The sequence below is a fragment of the Lacticaseibacillus parahuelsenbergensis genome (assembly GCF_030770265.1).
Taxonomy (GTDB): domain Bacteria; phylum Bacillota; class Bacilli; order Lactobacillales; family Lactobacillaceae; genus Lacticaseibacillus; species Lacticaseibacillus casei.
Genome location: NZ_CP132482.1, coordinates 2,128,570 through 2,147,251 on the forward strand (window position 1 = coordinate 2,128,570; position 18,682 = coordinate 2,147,251).

General features: G+C 49.4%; 15 protein-coding genes. 12 read left to right on the plus strand and 3 right to left on the minus strand.

Annotated elements, in window-relative coordinates; translation table 11 throughout:
- Positions 1-52: 52 nt before the first annotated feature.
- From asnB to LACPH_RS09965, 3 genes are all read right to left on the minus strand, one after another.
- Positions 53-1,957, minus strand: a complete 1,905-nt coding sequence (gene asnB, locus LACPH_RS09955) for an asparagine synthase (glutamine-hydrolyzing) (protein WP_047106392.1) — start codon at positions 1,955-1,957, stop codon at positions 53-55.
- A gap of 791 nt (positions 1,958-2,748) precedes the next feature.
- The gene (locus tag LACPH_RS09960; RefSeq protein ID WP_306386803.1) at positions 2,749-3,819 is read right to left on the minus strand and encodes a metallophosphoesterase family protein; all 1,071 of its coding nucleotides are present in this window, start codon (positions 3,817-3,819) and stop codon (positions 2,749-2,751) included.
- 32 nt (positions 3,820-3,851) lie between these two features.
- Entirely contained in the window at positions 3,852-4,766 is a 915-nt protein-coding gene (locus LACPH_RS09965) for a 1,4-dihydroxy-2-naphthoate polyprenyltransferase (protein ID WP_049169163.1), read from the minus strand.
- A 78-nt stretch (positions 4,767-4,844) separates the two neighbouring features.
- On the opposite strand from LACPH_RS09965, the gene LACPH_RS09970 reads away from it, so the two are divergent.
- From LACPH_RS09970 to LACPH_RS10025, 12 genes are all read left to right on the plus strand, one after another.
- Positions 4,845-5,813, plus strand: a complete 969-nt coding sequence (locus tag LACPH_RS09970) for a polyprenyl synthetase family protein (protein ID WP_306386804.1) — start codon at positions 4,845-4,847, stop codon at positions 5,811-5,813.
- A 339-nt stretch (positions 5,814-6,152) separates the two neighbouring features.
- Positions 6,153-7,358: an acetate kinase gene (locus LACPH_RS09975; RefSeq protein WP_306386805.1), complete on the plus strand. Its 1,206-nt coding sequence runs from the start codon at positions 6,153-6,155 to the stop codon at positions 7,356-7,358.
- Positions 7,359-7,548: 190 nt separating this feature from the next.
- Positions 7,549-8,436: an ABC transporter ATP-binding protein gene (locus LACPH_RS09980; protein WP_306386806.1), complete on the plus strand. Its 888-nt coding sequence runs from the start codon at positions 7,549-7,551 to the stop codon at positions 8,434-8,436.
- Between the two features lie 3 nt (positions 8,437-8,439).
- Entirely contained in the window at positions 8,440-9,711 is a 1,272-nt protein-coding gene (locus tag LACPH_RS09985) for an ABC transporter permease (protein ID WP_306386807.1), read from the plus strand.
- A 13-nt stretch (positions 9,712-9,724) separates the two neighbouring features.
- Positions 9,725-10,117, plus strand: coding sequence for a GntR family transcriptional regulator (locus tag LACPH_RS09990; protein ID WP_306386808.1), 393 nt, complete (start codon positions 9,725-9,727; stop codon positions 10,115-10,117).
- Positions 10,107-10,973, plus strand: coding sequence for an ABC transporter ATP-binding protein (locus LACPH_RS09995; RefSeq protein WP_306386809.1), 867 nt, complete (start codon positions 10,107-10,109; stop codon positions 10,971-10,973). The genes LACPH_RS09990 and LACPH_RS09995 overlap by 11 nt, the downstream gene beginning before the upstream one ends.
- Complete coding sequence (locus LACPH_RS10000; RefSeq protein ID WP_306386810.1) at positions 10,966-11,613, plus strand: ABC-2 transporter permease; 648 nt, start codon at positions 10,966-10,968, stop codon at positions 11,611-11,613. The genes LACPH_RS09995 and LACPH_RS10000 overlap by 8 nt, the downstream gene beginning before the upstream one ends.
- A gap of 608 nt (positions 11,614-12,221) precedes the next feature.
- Complete coding sequence (gene ald, locus LACPH_RS10005) at positions 12,222-13,340, plus strand: alanine dehydrogenase (RefSeq protein ID WP_306386811.1); 1,119 nt, start codon at positions 12,222-12,224, stop codon at positions 13,338-13,340.
- A gap of 12 nt (positions 13,341-13,352) precedes the next feature.
- Positions 13,353-14,372, plus strand: a complete 1,020-nt coding sequence (tdcB, locus tag LACPH_RS10010; RefSeq protein WP_306386812.1) for a bifunctional threonine ammonia-lyase/L-serine ammonia-lyase TdcB — start codon at positions 13,353-13,355, stop codon at positions 14,370-14,372.
- A 125-nt stretch (positions 14,373-14,497) separates the two neighbouring features.
- On the plus strand, positions 14,498-16,423 hold the full coding sequence (locus LACPH_RS10015) for an OPT/YSL family transporter (protein WP_306386813.1): 1,926 nt from the start codon (positions 14,498-14,500) through the stop codon (positions 16,421-16,423).
- 14 nt (positions 16,424-16,437) lie between these two features.
- Positions 16,438-16,800: a PqqD family protein gene (locus tag LACPH_RS10020; RefSeq protein WP_087912596.1), complete on the plus strand. Its 363-nt coding sequence runs from the start codon at positions 16,438-16,440 to the stop codon at positions 16,798-16,800.
- 262 nt (positions 16,801-17,062) lie between these two features.
- Complete coding sequence (locus tag LACPH_RS10025) at positions 17,063-18,490, plus strand: C69 family dipeptidase (protein WP_306386814.1); 1,428 nt, start codon at positions 17,063-17,065, stop codon at positions 18,488-18,490.
- Positions 18,491-18,682 lie beyond the last annotated feature (192 nt).

Sequence of the window (18,682 nt, forward strand, 5' to 3'; positions counted from 1 at the left end):
CCCACAGCATGATGCTGCCAGTTGCCTTGTGCTTATTATTCATTAAACCGGACTAAGCTTCAATCTTATCTTTATTCGAATCGGCAATGTAATGCGGAATCTCGGTGTCGATAAAGTAAACTTTATACCAAACCAAGAAGGTGTAAATGGTCCAGACTTTCCGCCGGTCATCACGTTCTTTGCGATACGTTTTGTCGAGAATGTCCAGAATCGCATCCTGATCGAAGAATTCCTTGACCCAATCCTGTTCAAAGGTTTTGCGCACTTCTTTGTAGAATGGTTCGTCTTCAAGCCATTGCTTGACCGGAACCGGGAAGCCAAGCTTTTCACGGCTGGCCCATTCTTCCGGTAAGTGGCGGTTGGCCGCTTCACGCAGCGCATATTTGGAGTTATGGGAGTTGATCAGATACTTGGTTGGGATACCCGCGGCGACTTTGGCCACTTCTTTATCCAAGAACGGTACCCGCAATTCCATCGAGTTTGCCATCGAGAGCTTGTCAGCCTTCAACAGAATATCTTTAGGCATGAACTGATGGATATCGAGGTACTGCATCTTTTTCACTTCATCGTCGTAGTGGCGAACCTTCTTATAGGATTCGGTAACAATGTCGCGTACGCTCTTGCTTTGCCGGAATTCAGGCTGCAGAATCTTGTCGGCTTGACCTTCGTGGAACACGAGTGCTTCACCGATAAAGAATTCTTCTGCCGGAGCCGTGGATTCATACAAATGCAGGCGGCCGTGGAAGTTAGGCATTTTCTTTAAGCCATGGGCGATTCGGTACTTCACGCCACGCGGCAACTTCCGTAAGCCATCCGCAAACACGCGGATCGCATGGCTGCGGGTGTGGAACCCATAGTTGGCGTAACCGGCAAACAGCTCATCGGCCCCTTCGCCAGACAGGATAACGGTAACGTCTTTATGCGCCATCCGCGTCAGGAAGTAAAGCGGCACGCAGGATGGATTGGAATCCGGCTCGTCCAGATGATATTGGATTAGCGGGAAGTTGTCGAGCGCTTCTTTTTCCGTCACGATATCGCTGGTGTTGTCTAAGCCGAGTTTGTCGCTCAGCTCTTTGGCTGCCGTTCCTTCGTGATATTTCTTGTTGTCAAAACCAATCGAGAAAGTATGCTCCGGCCGCAACAGCGCGGTGATATACGAAGAGTCAACGCCTGATGAAAGCAATGAGCCAACTTCAACATCAGAAATCCGGTGCGCTTCAACCGATTCGGAGACGCTCTTGTCAATCGCAGCAACGGTCTCGTCGAAACTGAGATGATTGGCCTTGAAGTCCATATCCCAGTATTTCTTGATCGTGAGCTTGTTATCCTTCAACGTGAAGTAATGACCCTCCGGAATGCGATAGACGCCTTTGAAGAACGTCTCATCCAAGGCGGAATATTGGAAGGTCAAATACGGCTTCAACGCTTCTTTGTTCAATTGCTTTTTAAACTTGGGGTGCTTCAAAAATGCCTTGATTTCACTGCCAACGATGAACGTATCGCCATCGTGATAGTAATACATTGGCTTGATGCCAAAGAAGTCACGGGCACCGAACATTTCTTTTTTATTGTCATCCCAAATCAGGAAGGCGAACATGCCGCGAATCTTCTTGAGCAGTTCTTCCATGCCATATTCTTCGTAACCGTGGAGCAGAACTTCAGTGTCACTGTGGGTCTTAAATACATGTCCGGCAGCGATCAAATCTTTGCGAATGCTTTGGAAGTTATAGATTTCACCATTGAAGATAATGGCAACCGTGCCATCTTCGTTTAGGATCGGTTGTGAGCCACCCTTTAAATCAATGATGGACAACCGACGGAACCCTAAGGCGACATCGTCATTGATATATTCACCGCTAGAATTCGGTCCCCGGTGCTTGATCATATCCATCATGCCATTAATAACTGGCTTTTTGTTTAAAATTGTCTTGTCCGCAAACGCGATGATTCCGCACATACAGTTAACCCCTTTTCACGTGAATGACCATCATTACTTGTTTCAGTATAAAGATTTGGCGGCGCAAGTCAATTGAAGCGCGCCGGTAAAAGGGAGCCTGAGCGACATCGGCAGATCGGCTTAATCGGGACATATGGACAACTGCTGACTGGTAATTGCGGGCGCAAACAAAATTCAAATCTTTCAGACAATGTGATGGCAGTTTCTGAAAATTAAGAAAAAGGCAAAAAAATAGAGATCCAGATTCCTACAGGTGAACCTGGATCTCCTAAGTTAAGGATTTGACCGATGCAGCAGTTTTGTTACATTTACTGGTGCTAATTGTAAAACCCTCTTCAATAAATCTAATACTGCGACACCTCTACAAAAAACTTATTCACTTGTACGGAACGACGAGTGTTGAAATGATGTTGCCAGATAACTTGGCGTTGTTTGGTGGTCCTATGACACACCCGATTGAACATCTATGGGAAGCTCATTGTCCCGCTTGGATTACTGAGTCTGTTTATAAGCCTCATACCTCCATGTGTGTTCATCTTTGGATCTTGTGGAACATGAATCTTACGATAAGTGGCGCAGATACTTACTGCACCAGTGCTCTATTCGCTTTTCTCGTGCTTTGCGACACACACTTTCGAGCCGGTTCGTCTTTGTGCTGCTAGACAAAGGATCGTGATTCTCGGTTCCTGCATCGACCTTTGGTTCTTCCTTAACTTCAAATACAGTGTACCATGTAAGCGTTATCTTGACAACCAAAATGGCCAGATTTTTCGGCAAAAATTTCTAAAGATTTAGTAAACGAACCGGCGGACACGGCTCGCTGCTCCATAGCCATAAAGACTCAGCAGACGCCGCTGTACATCAACACTGACAACATACCCGGCATATTCGCTCGGCGTACCAAAGCGCCGGTCATAACGGCGATTGAATTTAGTGGTGAGCCCATGATGCCGCCCCATCAAGGCACTGGTATTCTGCAGGCTATAATGGATGCCATTCACTTGATAATCAGCTTCCAGATGGTAGTGTCCCGCCAGATAAGCAATGATTTTGCCAGTTGTTTGGGTAAAATCAAAGCGTAACTGCCCGCCGAACTCAGGCGTTTTGCCTGTGTTTAGCAAGCCACTGGCATGTAAATTGAACGCCCGCAGCAACTCGTGCACCGCGCGGCCGTTGAACTTCAAGGCCGGCTGTCCATTTTGCTTCATGGCCGGCGCATGGCTCATAATCAGGACATCGCGGCTTTGAGCATCCTTTAGCGCTAAGGCAAAATCCCGCAACTGTGCAAACGAGACGGCTAATGTCTTTTTGACGTCATAAATTTTACGCCCGTCATGCAAAGGCACGTCTGCCGTATTTAAAACAATAATGCGCAGTCCGGGAAAGTCTTGCACAAGCAAACCTTCACGCGAAACCGCAACATGGCGCTGGATCGCATCGGCCGCAAAAATCAACTGCTGCGCCACCTCCGGCAAAAAGCTGCCACGATGACCCGGCTGCTTTTCGGCAAACTTATCATTGTCATCATGATTGCCTTTGGTGACCAGAAACGGCACCTGGCCGCGGCGATAATCGGCCATAATATTGCGCAGCCGCAATTTTGTCAGCCACGGCGATTCCGACCCATCAACCAAATCGCCTAAGTGAACCCGCAGTGCAAGCGGCAACTGGGTGCTCAGCCACCCTTGTTCCCGCACATGCCAATAACCGGTTGGCCCATAATAAGTGGTCGCAAATTTAGCCTTGTCGTGCGTATCGGTGATCAAAGCAAAATTCACCGCTGATGCCGGTAATAATGGCGCCACTGCGTTAATAAAGCGACCGAGATCCTTTTTAACAAATGGACGAATCGTGATACTCATGACGGCCTCCCCTCAAGAACCGAGTGTGAGCTTCAAATATTTAAAAAGACACCTAATGCCAAGAAGATGACTTGGGCCAAGGTCGTTACAAATAAATTCTTGATCGCATTGGGGAAAGTCAGTTTTTTCACTGGATTAGCAGCAAAGCCCCGCGCATTTTTAATCACAAATGGAATGGTTATCAAGGTGAGTAACGTCAGCTTCGGCAATAGACCAAGCAGCACCGACGCAATGAGCATCAGGAAACCCACCGTGTACAAACCATAGAAAAAAATGATACTGCGATCGAGACCGAGGTAATGCACGATCGTTCGACGTTTGAGTGTCTCGTCTTCTTCCCGATCCGCAATATTGTTTGCCAGTAGCAGCGCCGAAATCGCACACTGGGCCAAACCGCTGGCCAGATAAACCGACAAAATCAACGGCCATGAAAAGTCCGCGACATTAAAGACATTGACATAAACCGCGATCAGAAAAATTACAAAGCCCATCGTAAACCCGGAGAAAAACTCGCCATAAGGTGTCGCCGAAATCGGCCGCGGCCCACCAGCATAGCCGTAACCGACCGCAAAGCTAAACAACCCCATCACCAGCAGCGGCCAACCGGTACGACTAACCATCCACAAACCCAGAACGGCACTGGTAGCCATCATGGCAACAACCATCCAGCCAATCATGCTAGGATTTAAATGATGCACCCCGATGATGTTGGTCTTTTCGCGAAAATGCAGTGCTTCCGTCCGCTCCGATCGCCGATAATCCTGATAATTGTCATTAGCATCGACTGACATGTTGAACAAAAGCATCGCAACAAAGAAGACCAGCAACTCTGGAATATGTAACGTATGATAGTGATACCAGGCATACAACGTCCCCAAGAGAAAAGGAAACACCGATGCCGTTTTCGCCTTAATCTCAACCAACTCAAGAAATACAGATAATGACATAACCCAACCTCCAATAATTGACTTTTAAGAATCAGGTACAGTAGAGTAAATATGTCTTTAAGGAAAGAGAGAAAATGCATGATTCATCCCCTGTGGCACCGATTCCCCACGGTCTATCACCAACTCGAACAAATCCAACAACGACTGGAGCAGGTCGCCGTTTTGCGCGAGCCGCAAGTACATACCCTCATTCAGCAACAAATCAACGCTGGCGGTAAAATGTTGCGCAGCGGGCTAATGCTTATGCTAGCGCGTTTCGGCCAACCTGACAACGGTGATCTTGTGACGGCTGGCGTGGCAATTGAGGCACTGCATCTGGCTACCCTTGTCCATGATGATGTTTTGGACCATGCCGACATTCGCCGGGGCATGGCCACCGTCTCTGCTGAATCCGGCAATCGCGAAGCCATCTATGCCGGCGACTTTTTGTTTGCCATTTATTTTCAGCTGCTCAGCGAACAAAATCCGGAAGTTGTCGACCTTGGCGCCAATGCCCGCATTATGAAGCGCATTTTCATGGGCGAAGTGGATCAAAATGGGCCAAGCGCGCCGTTGATTCCCACCATCGACGCTTACCTCAGTGCCATCGCGGGCAAAACCGCCGCCTTATTTGCGTTATCAACTTACACAGGCGCCGTCATCGGCCATCTGTCGCTAGAGCAAAAAAAGGCCGCCTATCGTTTTGGCCGGCAACTCGGCATGGCCTTCCAAATGATCGACGACTTGTTGGATTACACGCAGACAAGCTCAACGCTCAACAAACCGGCACTTGAGGATCTACATAATGGCATCGTCACACTGCCATTAATCTATGCTTACCAGATCGTTCCGGAGCAACTGGCGCCGCTAACCCAAGATGCCGCCCACATTGCGGCCAACGCAGAGAAAATCGCCGCGATCGTGCGCATCCACGGCTTGCCGCAAGCCCAACAAATGGCGGCTACTTATACCAATCGCGCCGTTGCGGCACTGGCGCCTTTCCCGACATCAGCCACTAAATCGGCGCTGGTTAAACTGACTCAGCAAATGTTGAAGCGGAGCCATTAGTCGTTGCGGCTGCGGCATCTCGCCGAGCACCGGACACCATATCCAAGTTTTCAAAAAGCATTAAGTCTTCGTTGGCTGCGTTGTGCTTTTGAATCGTTCATGCCAACATTGATGCCTAGCCAATTCTAAAAAATTGACCATTAAAACAGAAAATGAGCTGTAACCCGCCAAGGTTGAGAGACACTTTTTGGCGGGTTACAGCTCATTGTTTAGTCTTTTTAAACATGTGATATGGAACGAAGATGTATCTAAAAAACCAAATTTGCGTAATATTTCACAAACATAACACCCGTTCAGTGGTATGATACTGATATAGCAATCGTGAAAGAGTGATCAAACATGGTAAAAATCCTCTCTATCAATGCCGGCAGCTCATCCCTTAAATGGAAACTGTTTGACATGCCAAGTGAACGCCAACTTGCAGAAGGCGCGACTGATATTTTACGAAACTCTACTGTCAAAATTAAGTATGGCACTGATCAAGTGTATGAAAGCACGACCCCGATCCGCAATTACCGGGAGGCAGTCGCAAACACGCTGTCCGACCTTCAATCGCTTGGCCTCGTGCATCACCTTAATGAAATTACCGGCATCGGTCATCGAGTTGTGGCTGGCGGCGAACTATTTTCCGCGCCAATTGTAATCGATAACCGGGTGCTGGCGCAGATTCGGGCCCTGCGCGATTATGCGCCGCTGCATAACCCGGTCGAAGCGGACTGCATCGAGATTTTCCGCACCATGATGCCGTGGGCGCTTGAAGTGGCCGTTTTTGACACAGCCTTCCATCAAACCATGAAACCCGTTAATTATCTCTACAGCATTCCCTATGAATATTACCAAAAGTTCGGCGTCCGTAAATACGGTGCGCACGGCACCAGTGTTCGCTATGTCAGCGCTCATGCAGCCAAAATGCTTGGCAAGCCGCTTGAATCAATGCGCATGATTGTCATGCACCTTGGCGCCGGCTCGAGCATTACCGCCATTCAAAATGGAAAATCCATCGACACGTCAATGGGCTTCACTCCGGTCTCCGGCGTCACAATGGGTACACGCTCCGGCGACATTGATGTTTCGCTGATCGCCTACCTGATGAAAAAATTGGCCATTACCGATGTTGATCAAATGATTGACATTCTGAATACCCAGTCTGGCCTGCGTGGCATTTCCGGCATTAGCCATGACGTGCGCGATCTTGAAGAAGCGGCGCCACAACATCCCCGTGCCAAACTTGCACTGGATATTTTCGTCAATCGCATTGTGAAATATGTCGGTGCCTATGCCGCTTTGATGGACGGCGTTGATACGCTGGTCTTCACTGCCGGCATTGGCGAACACAGCAGTGCCGTTCGCGCTCGGGTCATGCAATCACTCGACTACCTCGGCGCCCGCATTGACCTGCAACGCAATGAGCAAACCTGTCATCAGGCTGGCGACATCACGGCGCCAGGCGCGCGAGTTAAAACGCTGGTCATTCCGACTAATGAAGAACTGATGATCGTCCGTGATGTTATGTCGCTATCACATGCTGCTCAGCAAGCTGAATAGTGATTAAAGGCCTCTACTGACCAAGTGTCAATGATTTTCGCTTAAATGAATCTGTCCCCAAAAGTTGAGTCTCGGCTTTTGGGGATATTTTTGTATAAAAACTAATAAGAGCTTGCATTTTATCAGCCCACTGCCTATACTGTGCATATCATACATATACAGTATAGACACATTAAAGGAGATGCGCGCCATGCTCAATGTCACGAACTTAACCAAACATTTTGGCAAAACAACGGCCGTTCGCAACGTTTCTCTGTCCGTTCGCCCAGGGGAAATCCTGGGTCTGATCGGTCAAAACGGTGCCGGCAAAACAACCACTTTTCGAATGCTGCTAAATTTATTGCAGCCAGATAGCGGCACGGTGACCTGGCAAGATCAACCACTGACGCAACTCAACAGGGAAATGATCGGCTATCTCCCTGAGGAACGCGGGCTTTATCCGAAAATGACAGTGGCTGATCAGATTAGCTTCTTCGCTGAACTACATGGCATGAAACGTACTGAAGCAATGGCTAGCCTTGATCAGTGGCTTGAACAGTTTCAGGTCAAGGGAAAACCGACCGATCTCATCAAAGATCTGTCTAAGGGGAATCAGCAAAAGGTCCAACTCATTGCTGCCATGATCCACGTGCCAAAGTTCATCATTTTAGACGAACCATTCTCAGGATTGGATCCCGTGAATGCTAGCTTACTCGAAGCCGGGATTCGGCGGCTGCGGGATGCCGGGAGTGCCATTATTTATTCAAGTCATGATATGGGCAACGTCGAGGCAATATCCGATCAGCTAGTCATGTTAAAAAATGGTGAAGTCGTCTTATCCGGCAAACTTGACGCCATTCGCGAACAATTTGGCCAAACCCGGCTACACATCCAATCACCCCTGACGCAGCAAGAACTCCAAGCATTCCCGGGCGTTGTGTCCGTCACCCCGCAATCGCGCGGTTTCTTGGTGAAACTCAATGATCCGCAAGTTGGCCGGGATATTTTCGCCGCTGCAACCCATCAAGGTTACATTCCCGAGTTTAGCCAACAAGCACCTTCTCTAGACGAAATTTTCCGCATGAAAGTCGAGGCCTAAGCCATGAAAAAAATGGATGTCATTTTCCGTCAAGTTTTCTTCAAAAATCTCAAAAGTAAAACCTGGCTCTGGATCGTTCTTGGTCCGCTAGTTCTGGCAGCAGTTTTTGGCGGCGTTTTCTGGCTTATGAACCAAACCAACCAAACGACCCGTATCGGCGTGGTAACGTCCAGTCCTGCGCTGACACAGACTTTTAAAGCCAACAGCAATGACGATCAAAAATACATCAGTTACAAGACACCCGGCGCGGCCAAAAGTGCTTTAGCCGATGAAAAACTTGATGGGGTTTTAACCATTACCAGTCATCCGACCTTGGAAGCCAGCCTAATGAAACGGACAGACGGAGAAAGTATCGATCGTACCCAGTTGCAGTCGATTCTTGCCCAGGCACATACCAAGGAAGTCGCAACGCAGCTGAACCTAACGCCTTCCCAGTTGCAGCAGCTTTTTGCCACACCGAAATTCACCACTAACAATGTCACGGTTGACAACGGTAAATTGGTGACACGCTCGGCTAAAAGCCAAGCGTCAGGCTCGGCAGCCGGATTCATTGTCGGTCTCTTGATTTATACGTTCGTGATCAGCTACGCCTCCATGATGGCCCAGGAAATCGGCACTGAAAAAGGCTCGCGAATTGAAGAGTCGATTTTAACGGCCATTACCCCGCAAGCACAATTTTTCGGTAAGTTGCTGGGAATCTTGGCGTTAATGGCAACTCAAATCGCAATTTACGCAGTGGTGGGACTCGCCGGCATGGTCATCTTGCGCCAGTTGCCTTCAAACCCGCTGTCTTCACTGATCGGTCAAATAAACCTAAGTAGCATTACTCCGAACATGCTGATTTTCAGTCTTGCCTTCTTCTTTGTAGGCACGCTGACGTATACCGTGTTAGCTGCACTCACCGGCTCGCTGGTCGCGAATCAGGAACAAATCGGCCAGGCAACAACGCCAATTGTGATGCTTGGCATGGTCGGTTACTTCGGTGCCTTAATTGTTAGTTCCGGCACCTCACCTATCCTTAATATCGCCAGCTATGTCCCGTTCCTTTCCACCATGATGATGCCGGTACGCCTTGGCGCGGGTCAAGTCAGTGCGCTCGCCGCATGGTCGGCATTCGGCATTAATCTGATCTTTTTAATCATCTTCACTTGGCTGACGGTCAAGCTTTATCAGACGAATGTGTTAAGCTATTCAGATGGCGGCATTTTAAAAGCGTTCAAGCGCTCGCTGCAATTGCAACGGACCGCCCGCAAAAATAATCCGATCAAGTCATGAAACGAGGTCAGCCATGCGGATCGTCATCTCAAATCAATCGGGCAAGCCGATCTATGAGCAAATCGAAGATCAGGTTAAAGCCGCGATCCTTTCTGGTCAGTTAAAAGTCAATGAGCAGCTGCCATCCATTCGCAGCCTTGCACGGGATTTGCGTATCAGCGTCATCACCACCACGCGGGCTTATCACGAACTTGAAGCAGCCGGTTTTATCACCAATGTCCAGGGAAAAGGTGCCTATGTATTAGGGCAAGACAGCTCGCTGGTTCGGGAAAATGCCCTACGAGATATTGAAGCTTCACTCAATCAGGCAATTGATACTGCCAACATGGCGCATATTGCCCCCAGCGAGCTACACACCATGCTGGATACCTTATTACAAGCGGAGGAGACCGATCATGGGCGCTGATTTACTTACCGTCACAAATCTGAACAAACAATATGCAGAATTTCAGCTGGCCGATGTTAGCTTTCAGCTTCCTGCCGGTTATATCATGGGGTTCATCGGTCCCAATGGTGCGGGGAAAACAACGACCATCAAAGCCATTCTGGATATGATTCGTCCGGATACCGGACAGATTGATTTGCTTGGTCAGACAACACCGCAAGGCCGGGAATCCGTTCGGGATCAAATCGGGATTGTTTTAGACGGTCCGGTTTATCCTGACTCATGGCGCGCAGAAACCGTGAGCCGGTATGTCGGTCCTTTCTTTCCCAGCTGGGACCCAGACAAGTTTAAGGAACTCCTCCAAGATTTTGCGATCCCTACCAAACCCAAATATCATGATTTATCCACGGGTGCCAAAATCAAACTCCAATTAGCAGCAGCCTTCGCTCATCATCCTCGCTTACTGATCCTGGATGAGCCGACTTCGGGGCTGGATCCGATTGCCCGCGATGAATTAATCGGCATTTTGCAGGATTTCATTAGTGATGGGCAACGAAGTATTCTGATCTCGACTCACGATGTCCTTGAACTGGCGAAGGTGGCCGACTATGTCACTTATTTATTAGCGGGTAAAGTCACGTTTACCGGTTCACTAGACGAACTTCTCGACCGTTATGTCATGATCAAAGGCGGGCCAAATGACTTAACACCGGCCATTCAAGTTAATATTATCGGCCTTCAACGCAGCGTGGTCGGTTTTGCTGGTATCTGGCCAACCGATCAAACTGCTGCCCTGCCTGCCAGCATCATTCAGGAACCGGTTGACTTGGAGTCCTTGATGATTGCCTTTGGTAAAGGAGGTCGGCCGCATGCATGATCTTGTTAAACTTGTCAGCTTGGATTTGAGCTCGTTGTTTGCTGGTAACAGTCGATATCGGTGGGGGTCAATGCTCGCCCTAGTCATCACATTGGGACTGGTTTTTTTAAACGGTGACTTGTCCACGCCACTAGCTGGCGGCATTATTGGCGCCAGCATTGGTATTCTGATCTTGCCATTTATCAGCACTGACCGCAGTGGCTTGGAAAAGTTATATGCAATGCTGCCGATTCAGCGCCATACGATTGTCGCAAGTCATTACCTCTTTGGCTTAATCGTTACCATTCTGATTGATGGATTAGCTATGTTAATTATCGGCGTTGGCACCATAGCTCGATTCAATCCTGTTCGCGACGCTCAATCCTTTTGGGGGATACTACTTTTCGGGACTGGTCTTGTCTTGTTTCAAATAATGTTATCATTCCCGATCATGATCTTCTTAGGTTACCAACGAGCACCACTCGCCGCCTATTTGCCTGTCACATTAATTTTGGTCATCGTCATTTTCCTGGAAAGAAGCCTGAACCTCACCTTAACTTCGATGCGCCCATGGCTTGGGTTAATGGCCGTTGTGCTAGTACTTCTGTTTGCATTTTCTTGGTGGATAAGTACTGTGCTGTACGACAAAAGAGAATTTTAATGTCTCATTGTTATTGACAAACTGCCGCCTTTTCCAAAAGTACCGAGATCTCCGATTTCAGTGGAGACACCGGTACTTTTTTGATGCTTGCATCCATGCGGCATTTTAAACGGGGCTTTGTAAATGTGCACTTATAAAACCTAAAAATGAGTCAAAAGAACATTATGAGAATGGTTCAACATTTGTAAACAGGTGTCTTTTCAAGATTGAAAATAAAATCGGCACGTGATCGTTGTTTTCGTTTATTCAAAAAATCACAATATGTTTGAATTTCATATCTCCGTCTTCTTTCCGTTTTAAATGTCATCATATTGCTGTCTCATTTTGCCGCCCTTGCCTCACTTTAAATTACTTCAATATCAATTAAAGTTATTAGTCATCAAGGTCTCTTACTTTCCAGCTTAATATCAACACTACATTTAGCAAACATTACCCTTATTTTCTGTTTTTTTATGAGCACTTCTCAAAATCCCAATTAAGTGATCCATGAGATTCTCCGCGGAAATTCGTAAGCGCTGACATTCATTTTGTGAGAGTTGTCACATAGCTGTTGTTTTAGCAACTGTGAAGTATTTAACATATGAATGTAAGAGAAAGGAAGGATCATCATGCGTGTTGGGGTTGTTAAGGAACAAAAGGCTGGCGAAGGCCGTGTTGCTGTAACGCCTGCCAATGTGAAGAAACTAACCGCGGATGGCGCAGAAGTTTGGGTTGAACATGCTGCCGGGATCGGGGCCGGATTTGCGGATGCCGATTATGAAGCCGCTGGCGGTAAGCTGGTTAGCCATGCGGCCAGCTGGGATGCCGACTTGGTGGTTAAGGTAAAGGAACCGGATGCCGAAGAGTACCAGTATTTCAAGTCCGGTCAGGTGATTTGGGGTTTTCAGCACTTAGCATCTGCACCGGAAACCGTCCAGGCCATGCAAGCTGCTGGCGTCACGGCGATTGGCGGCGAGACGATTGCCAAAGATGGTGAACTGGTTTTGCTAAAACCGATGAGTGCCATTGCTGGGCGGCGTTCGGTGATCATGGGTGCCTTTTATCTTGAAGCGCAACATGGTGGCGAAGGTATTTTGCTCCCTGGCACACCAGAAGTAGCGCCCGGCAATGTCGTCATTTTTGGCGGCGGCACGGCAGCGTTCAATGCAGCTACCTTAGCATTGGCCATGGGTTGCCACGTCACCATTATCGAATTAAAGCCAGAGCGGCGCACATGGCTTGAGCAAAAGTTTGCGGGTCAAGACCTGACTGTATTGGCTTCCACACCGGAAAGCCTTGCCGCTGCGATTAAAACGGCTGATGTGTTCATTTCGACGATTTTGATTCCGGGGGCTAAACCACCCAAGCTTGTGACAACGGCGATGGTTCAGTCCATGAAACCGGGTAGCGTCTTGGTTGATGTTGCCATTGATCAGGGTGGCACAGTCGAAACCATTGACGCGCCGACAACGATTGAATCACCTGTGTTTACCAAATATGGCGTGATCCATTACGCGGTCCCGAATCAACCCGGTGCGGTACCACGAACTGCAACGCTAGCGCTGGCAAGTGGGAACATCCCTTACCTACTGGCGATTGCGACTCAGGGTATTGACCAGGCAATTGCGACGGATCCTGCCTTGGCATCCGGCGTCAATCTTTACCATGGCAAGATCACGAATCAAAGTCTTGCCAACTCGTTATCACAACCTTTCACACCGTTGACAGAAGTGCTGGTCAGAAATTAGGAGGTGGTTTTGATGCTAACGATGACCCCACCCGTCACGATAAAAGATATTCGGGAAGCAAGTCAGCTCATTCACAAGGTCGGCCGCGTGACGCCACTGATTCAATCCATGTTTCTCAGTCGCACCGTCACGCACGGCGATGTTTATCTCAAACTTGAGAATATGCAGTTGACCGGTTCGTTTAAGTTTCGCGGCGCCTACAATAAGATCCACCACCTTACCGATAGTGAAAAGCAGCGAGGCGTTATCACCGCCAGCGCCGGTAATCATGCCCAAGGTGTCGCATTGACTGCACATTTATTGGAAATCAACGCCACCGTCGTGATGCCGGAAACCGCCCCGCTCGCCAAACAGCAGGCAACCAGCGGCTATGGTGCCCGCGTGATCCTGGCTGGCCAAACGTTTGATGAAGCGCGCGCTTTTATGGAAAAAAAGGCGGCCGCTGACGGCCTCACGATTGTCGATCCTTACAACGATCCGCTCGTCATTGCTGGCCAAGGCTCAATTGGCCTCGAGCTGTTGGATCAACTACCAACCATCGATACTGTCATTGTGCCAGTTGGTGGCGGCGGGTTAATCTCTGGCATCGCCGTGGCTCTCAAGCATGCCAATCCTCAGATTCACATTATCGGGGTGCAATCCGAAAACGTTCACGGCATGACCGCTTCCTTGCAAGCCGGTCACCTGACACGGCAATGCGCCGGCTCGACATTGGCCGATGGAACTGCCGTGGCAATGCCTGGTGATATCACCTTTGGCCTCGCTAGCGACCTTGTCGACGAGATGGTATTGGTTTCGGAAGAAGAAATTGCCGAAGCCATGAAGGATCTCCTGCAACGCGCTAAAACCGTTGCCGAGGGAGCAGGCGCATTGCCAACCGCGGCGCTCGAAGCCCACAAAATCGATGACAAATGGCTCACCGACAAGCAAGTCGTTGCTTTGGTATCAGGTGGCAATGTTGATTTGGAACGAGTCGCCCAAAATATCGAACATTTCTTCGACCATGATCCAACCGGCCATTTTGTCGGCTAATGTTTTTATCAGGGTGCCAGTAAGCATCTGTCAAAAATTAGCCTTGAGCTGAACGAAAATCTTTTCATCACGGCTAATGTACAAATGTTGTGGCGCCAGAATCCGCGTTAATTGGGGGTAACACAATGGAAAAGACGATCTCGAAGCGAACCGCGGCTAAGACGAAATATGTGCCGTATGCCACGGAACGCACACAGGAAAATAGTGGCGGAAGCACGGCTATTTTCATCATCGGTGCCGTTTTGGCGACCATCTTTGCCGCTTCTACGGCTTATTCAGGCATGAAGGCTGGCTTGACCGTTGCCGCCGGAATTCCCGGGTCGATTATCGGATCAGGGCTGGTCGGCGTTTTCGCTAAGAAAAAAGGACTTTTTGGCAAGAACCTGCTGCAAGGGATGAGTTCCGGCGGTGAGTCGATTGCCAGCGGGATGATTTATGTCTTGCCAGCCATTATCATCATTGGCGGCCGGGTCAACTTTTTTGCCGGCATTGCTGTCGGTGCGCTGGCGGTTTTATTCGCAGTCGGCATGGCTAGCCTTGTCGAGAATTATTTGTTAGTTGAAGAAGACGGTAAACTCATGTATCCGGAATCGACTGCCATCTCCGAAGCGCTGGATGCCAGTGAAGCCGGTGGCGATGCGCTGAAACATATGGGGATCGGTTTTGGCATCGGCGGCGTGATCACGTTGCTCACCACGCAGGTTTTCGGGTGGGTCAACAGTGTGATGACGTTCGTGGGTAGTGCATCCTATCGCTGGAAAATTTCGACCGAAGTCAATCCGATGTTGGCCGGCATTGGTTTTGTCGTTGGCTTGGATGTGTCCTTGACTATGTTTGCCGGTTCGATATTGGCTAACTTTGGCATCACGCCATTAATTGCTTACTTCACGCAGATGGCTGGCGGCCACGCCCATGTCTGGAATGACGCCCACATGTTGATGTCACAGATGAACATCGATACCGTGGCCGGTTCCTATACCAAGTACATCGGTGCTGGGATGATGCTCTGCGGTGGTATTATCGGCGCCATCAAGTTAATTCCGGTCATCGTAACGTCCATCAAGAAAACGCTCAACGCCCGCAATAACAGTGGCGAAGAAAAGAACTCACTTGGCATCATGGCACTTTTGGTTGCCACCATCGCGATCTTCATCGTCGGTGCTTTTCTGACCGGCAACATGGTGATCACCATCTTGGCCGGTATCATGTCCCTCGTCTTGGCCCTGTTGTTTGTCATTGTTTCAGCCCGGCTCGCCGGCACGATCGGCTGCTCGAACGCCCCGGTTTCCGGCATGACTATCGCCAGTCTGGTTGTCATGACGCTGGTGTTTGCACTCATGGGCTGGACGTCCAATACCCACAACGAGATTCTCCTGTTGTTCGGCGTTTTCATTGTCACCGCGATTTCTGTCGGCGGTGCCTATATGCAAACGCAAAAAGTCAATTACCTAGTCGGCGGTCGGCGCTCCGAAATGATGAAGTATTTTCTGCTCGCCGCACTCATCGGGGTCGTCGTTGTCGTCGGCACCACGGTGATTCTCTCGCCACAACTGGCCGTTAAAAGTGCCGATCCGCCATTCGGCCTGCCGCAAGCCAACCTCATTGCCACGCTGACCACCGGCATTTTATCCGGTAACCTACCTTGGATCATGATCATTGTCGGCATTGTCATGGCGCTTGTCTGCTGGATGCTGAATCTGCCGATCATGACCGTTGCTTTAGGGTTCTATCTCCCGATCTCCACAACTTCGATTATCTTGGTCGGCGCGCTGTTGAAGCTTTTCATCCAAAAAACCACGCAAAACAAGAAACTTCGCGAAACGCGTCTATCCGCTGGGGTCTCCCTTTCCAGCGGCTTGATTGCCGGCGGTTCCATCATTGGCTTGATCGGTATCATTTTACATGTCACCGGCGTTTTGCAAAACCGGGTCCCTGCTGGTTTCGCCGGTAGCAACGCCATGGCAGTCGTATTACTCATCATCATGGCCGCAGCGATTATTGTGCCATTGATGACCATCAAACACCCTACAGCCAAGAAGCAAGCTGAGTAGGAGGCGTCTAAACAATGACACAGACTGACATGCTCACCACGGTCATTTATCGAAAAAATCCCCAGGTGCAGTACACCAAAAAGAACGGAAAAATCACCATTATCCGTCCGCAAAACCACGCTATTCAGCGATTTTGTCGGAAAGTGCTGCATATGAAGATTCCTGAAGTCAGCTATCTGCATCTTGATGCTTATGGCAGCTTCGTTTTTAGCAAAATCAATGGCCGCCGAACCGCCGCCATGATCGGCAAAGAACTCGCCCAGAAATTCCCAGAGGCCGACGATCAGCGGGACGCGCGGTTAGCCCTTTATCTCAATCAAATCGCTGAAAAGGATCATTTAATTCAACGGTTGGATCACCACCCAAACTTTCTATAACGCGTTCCCCGGCGCAAAAGTCTGCGTGTAAGGACCTTGGTCGCGATGGCCTAAGCCCGGGCCATCTCGCCCAAGGCTGCTTATACTCCGGCTTCTAAGCGCGCCGGCTCACGCTCACATTAACGCGTTCCCTGGCGCAGGAACCTGCATGTAAGGACCTTGGTCGCAATGGCCTAAGCCCGGGCCATTACGCCCAAGGCCACTTACACTCCGGCTCCTGACCGCGCCGGCTCACGCTCACTCAAAAAATGGAGGAAATAAAATGATTGATCGAATCGAAATGTCTGCTTGTACTTCAATGATGGTCGGCAAAAAAGCTTCACTTGACGGTGCCACTTATATCTCCCGCAACGAAGATCGGCTTGTTGCCATCTATCCCAAGCGTTTCATCGTCCAGCCAGCCGTCACTGGACGCAAAGAAACTTATGTCTCACCATACAATCAGCTGACAGTTCCTCTGCCGGAAACCGGCTATCGCTACACCGCAACGCCGGATGCCGATCAAAGTGCCGGGCCAAACGAAGAAGACGGCTTTAACGAAAAAAATGTCGGCGAAAGTGCCACAGAAAGTGTTTATGCCAATGAACGCGTTCTCGCCTATGATCCCTTTGTCAAAAATGGCTTGGCTGAGGACTCCATGACGACCCTGGTTTTGCCTTTTATCAACAGTGCACGTGAAGGCGTCCGGTATCTCGGCGAACTCGTGAAACAATATGGTTCAGCTGAAGGTAACGGCGTGCAGTTTAACGATCAAAACGAAGTCTGGTACATGGAAATCGTGACCGGGCATCAATGGGTCGCCGTGCGCATCCCTGACGATTGTTATGCAGTTGCGGCCAATCAGGTTGCCATTCAAACGATCGATTTCAACGATCCTGACAACTACATGTGGGCAGACGGCATCCAGGATTTTGTTGATCGCCATAACCTGAATCCCGACACTGATCAATGGAACTTCCGCCACATCTTCGGTACCGACACCGAAAAGGATCATCACTACAACACGCCGCGGGTCTGGTTCGCCCAACGCTACCTCAATCCCGAAACCATCCAAGATCCGGAATCACCGGAGTTGCCTTTTATCCGCAAAGCTAACCGCAAGATTTCGATTGAAGATATTCAATATGTGCTCAAGTCACACTTCAATGAAACCCAGTTCGACCCATTAGGAAGCGGTAGTGAACATGACCGCAAAACATATCGCGCCATTTCGCTATCCCGCACCGCCAACTCTCACATTCTGCAAATGCGCCCGGCCGATCAGCACCCCGCTGCCGGTGTCCAGTGGGTCGGCTTTGGCATCCCCGCCTTCTGTCCGCACGTTCCCTTCTTCACCGATGCCAATGACACCGATGAAAGTTACCGCGAACTACCGGCCAAAACGGATCTCAACGCTGCATACTGGCTTTACGAAGCGCTAGCGATGGTCGTCGAGTCCCACTACGCCGACTTTATCGAAGACGACTTAGCCTACCAAAAAGAGCTCAATGAATGGGCCCGCCGCAAAATCGCTGAGGTCGACGCCGCCACCGCCAAAATGAGCGGCTCGGATCTAACCCAATACCTCACCGAGCAAAACCATCTGATTGCGCAACACTACAACGACGCCACTCGCGAGTTGTTGTTTAAGCTAATCACGATGGGAACCGGCTTATCGAAGCTGACTTTTAAAATGGATCCGAATCTCTAGCGCTGTAGTTAAGTTGTGACGCGGTATACTGCAAACTCACGAACGACTGAAGACAAGTTTGCAACAAAATCCGTTACGGCAAAGACTGGGTCATAATTTACGATCCCAAAATAAAATGAACGTACTCCAAAAAGTAGCAAGGAGTGCGTTCGTTTTTGGGTCCAAGAGGATAATTCAGTCGGTTTGCTAAGA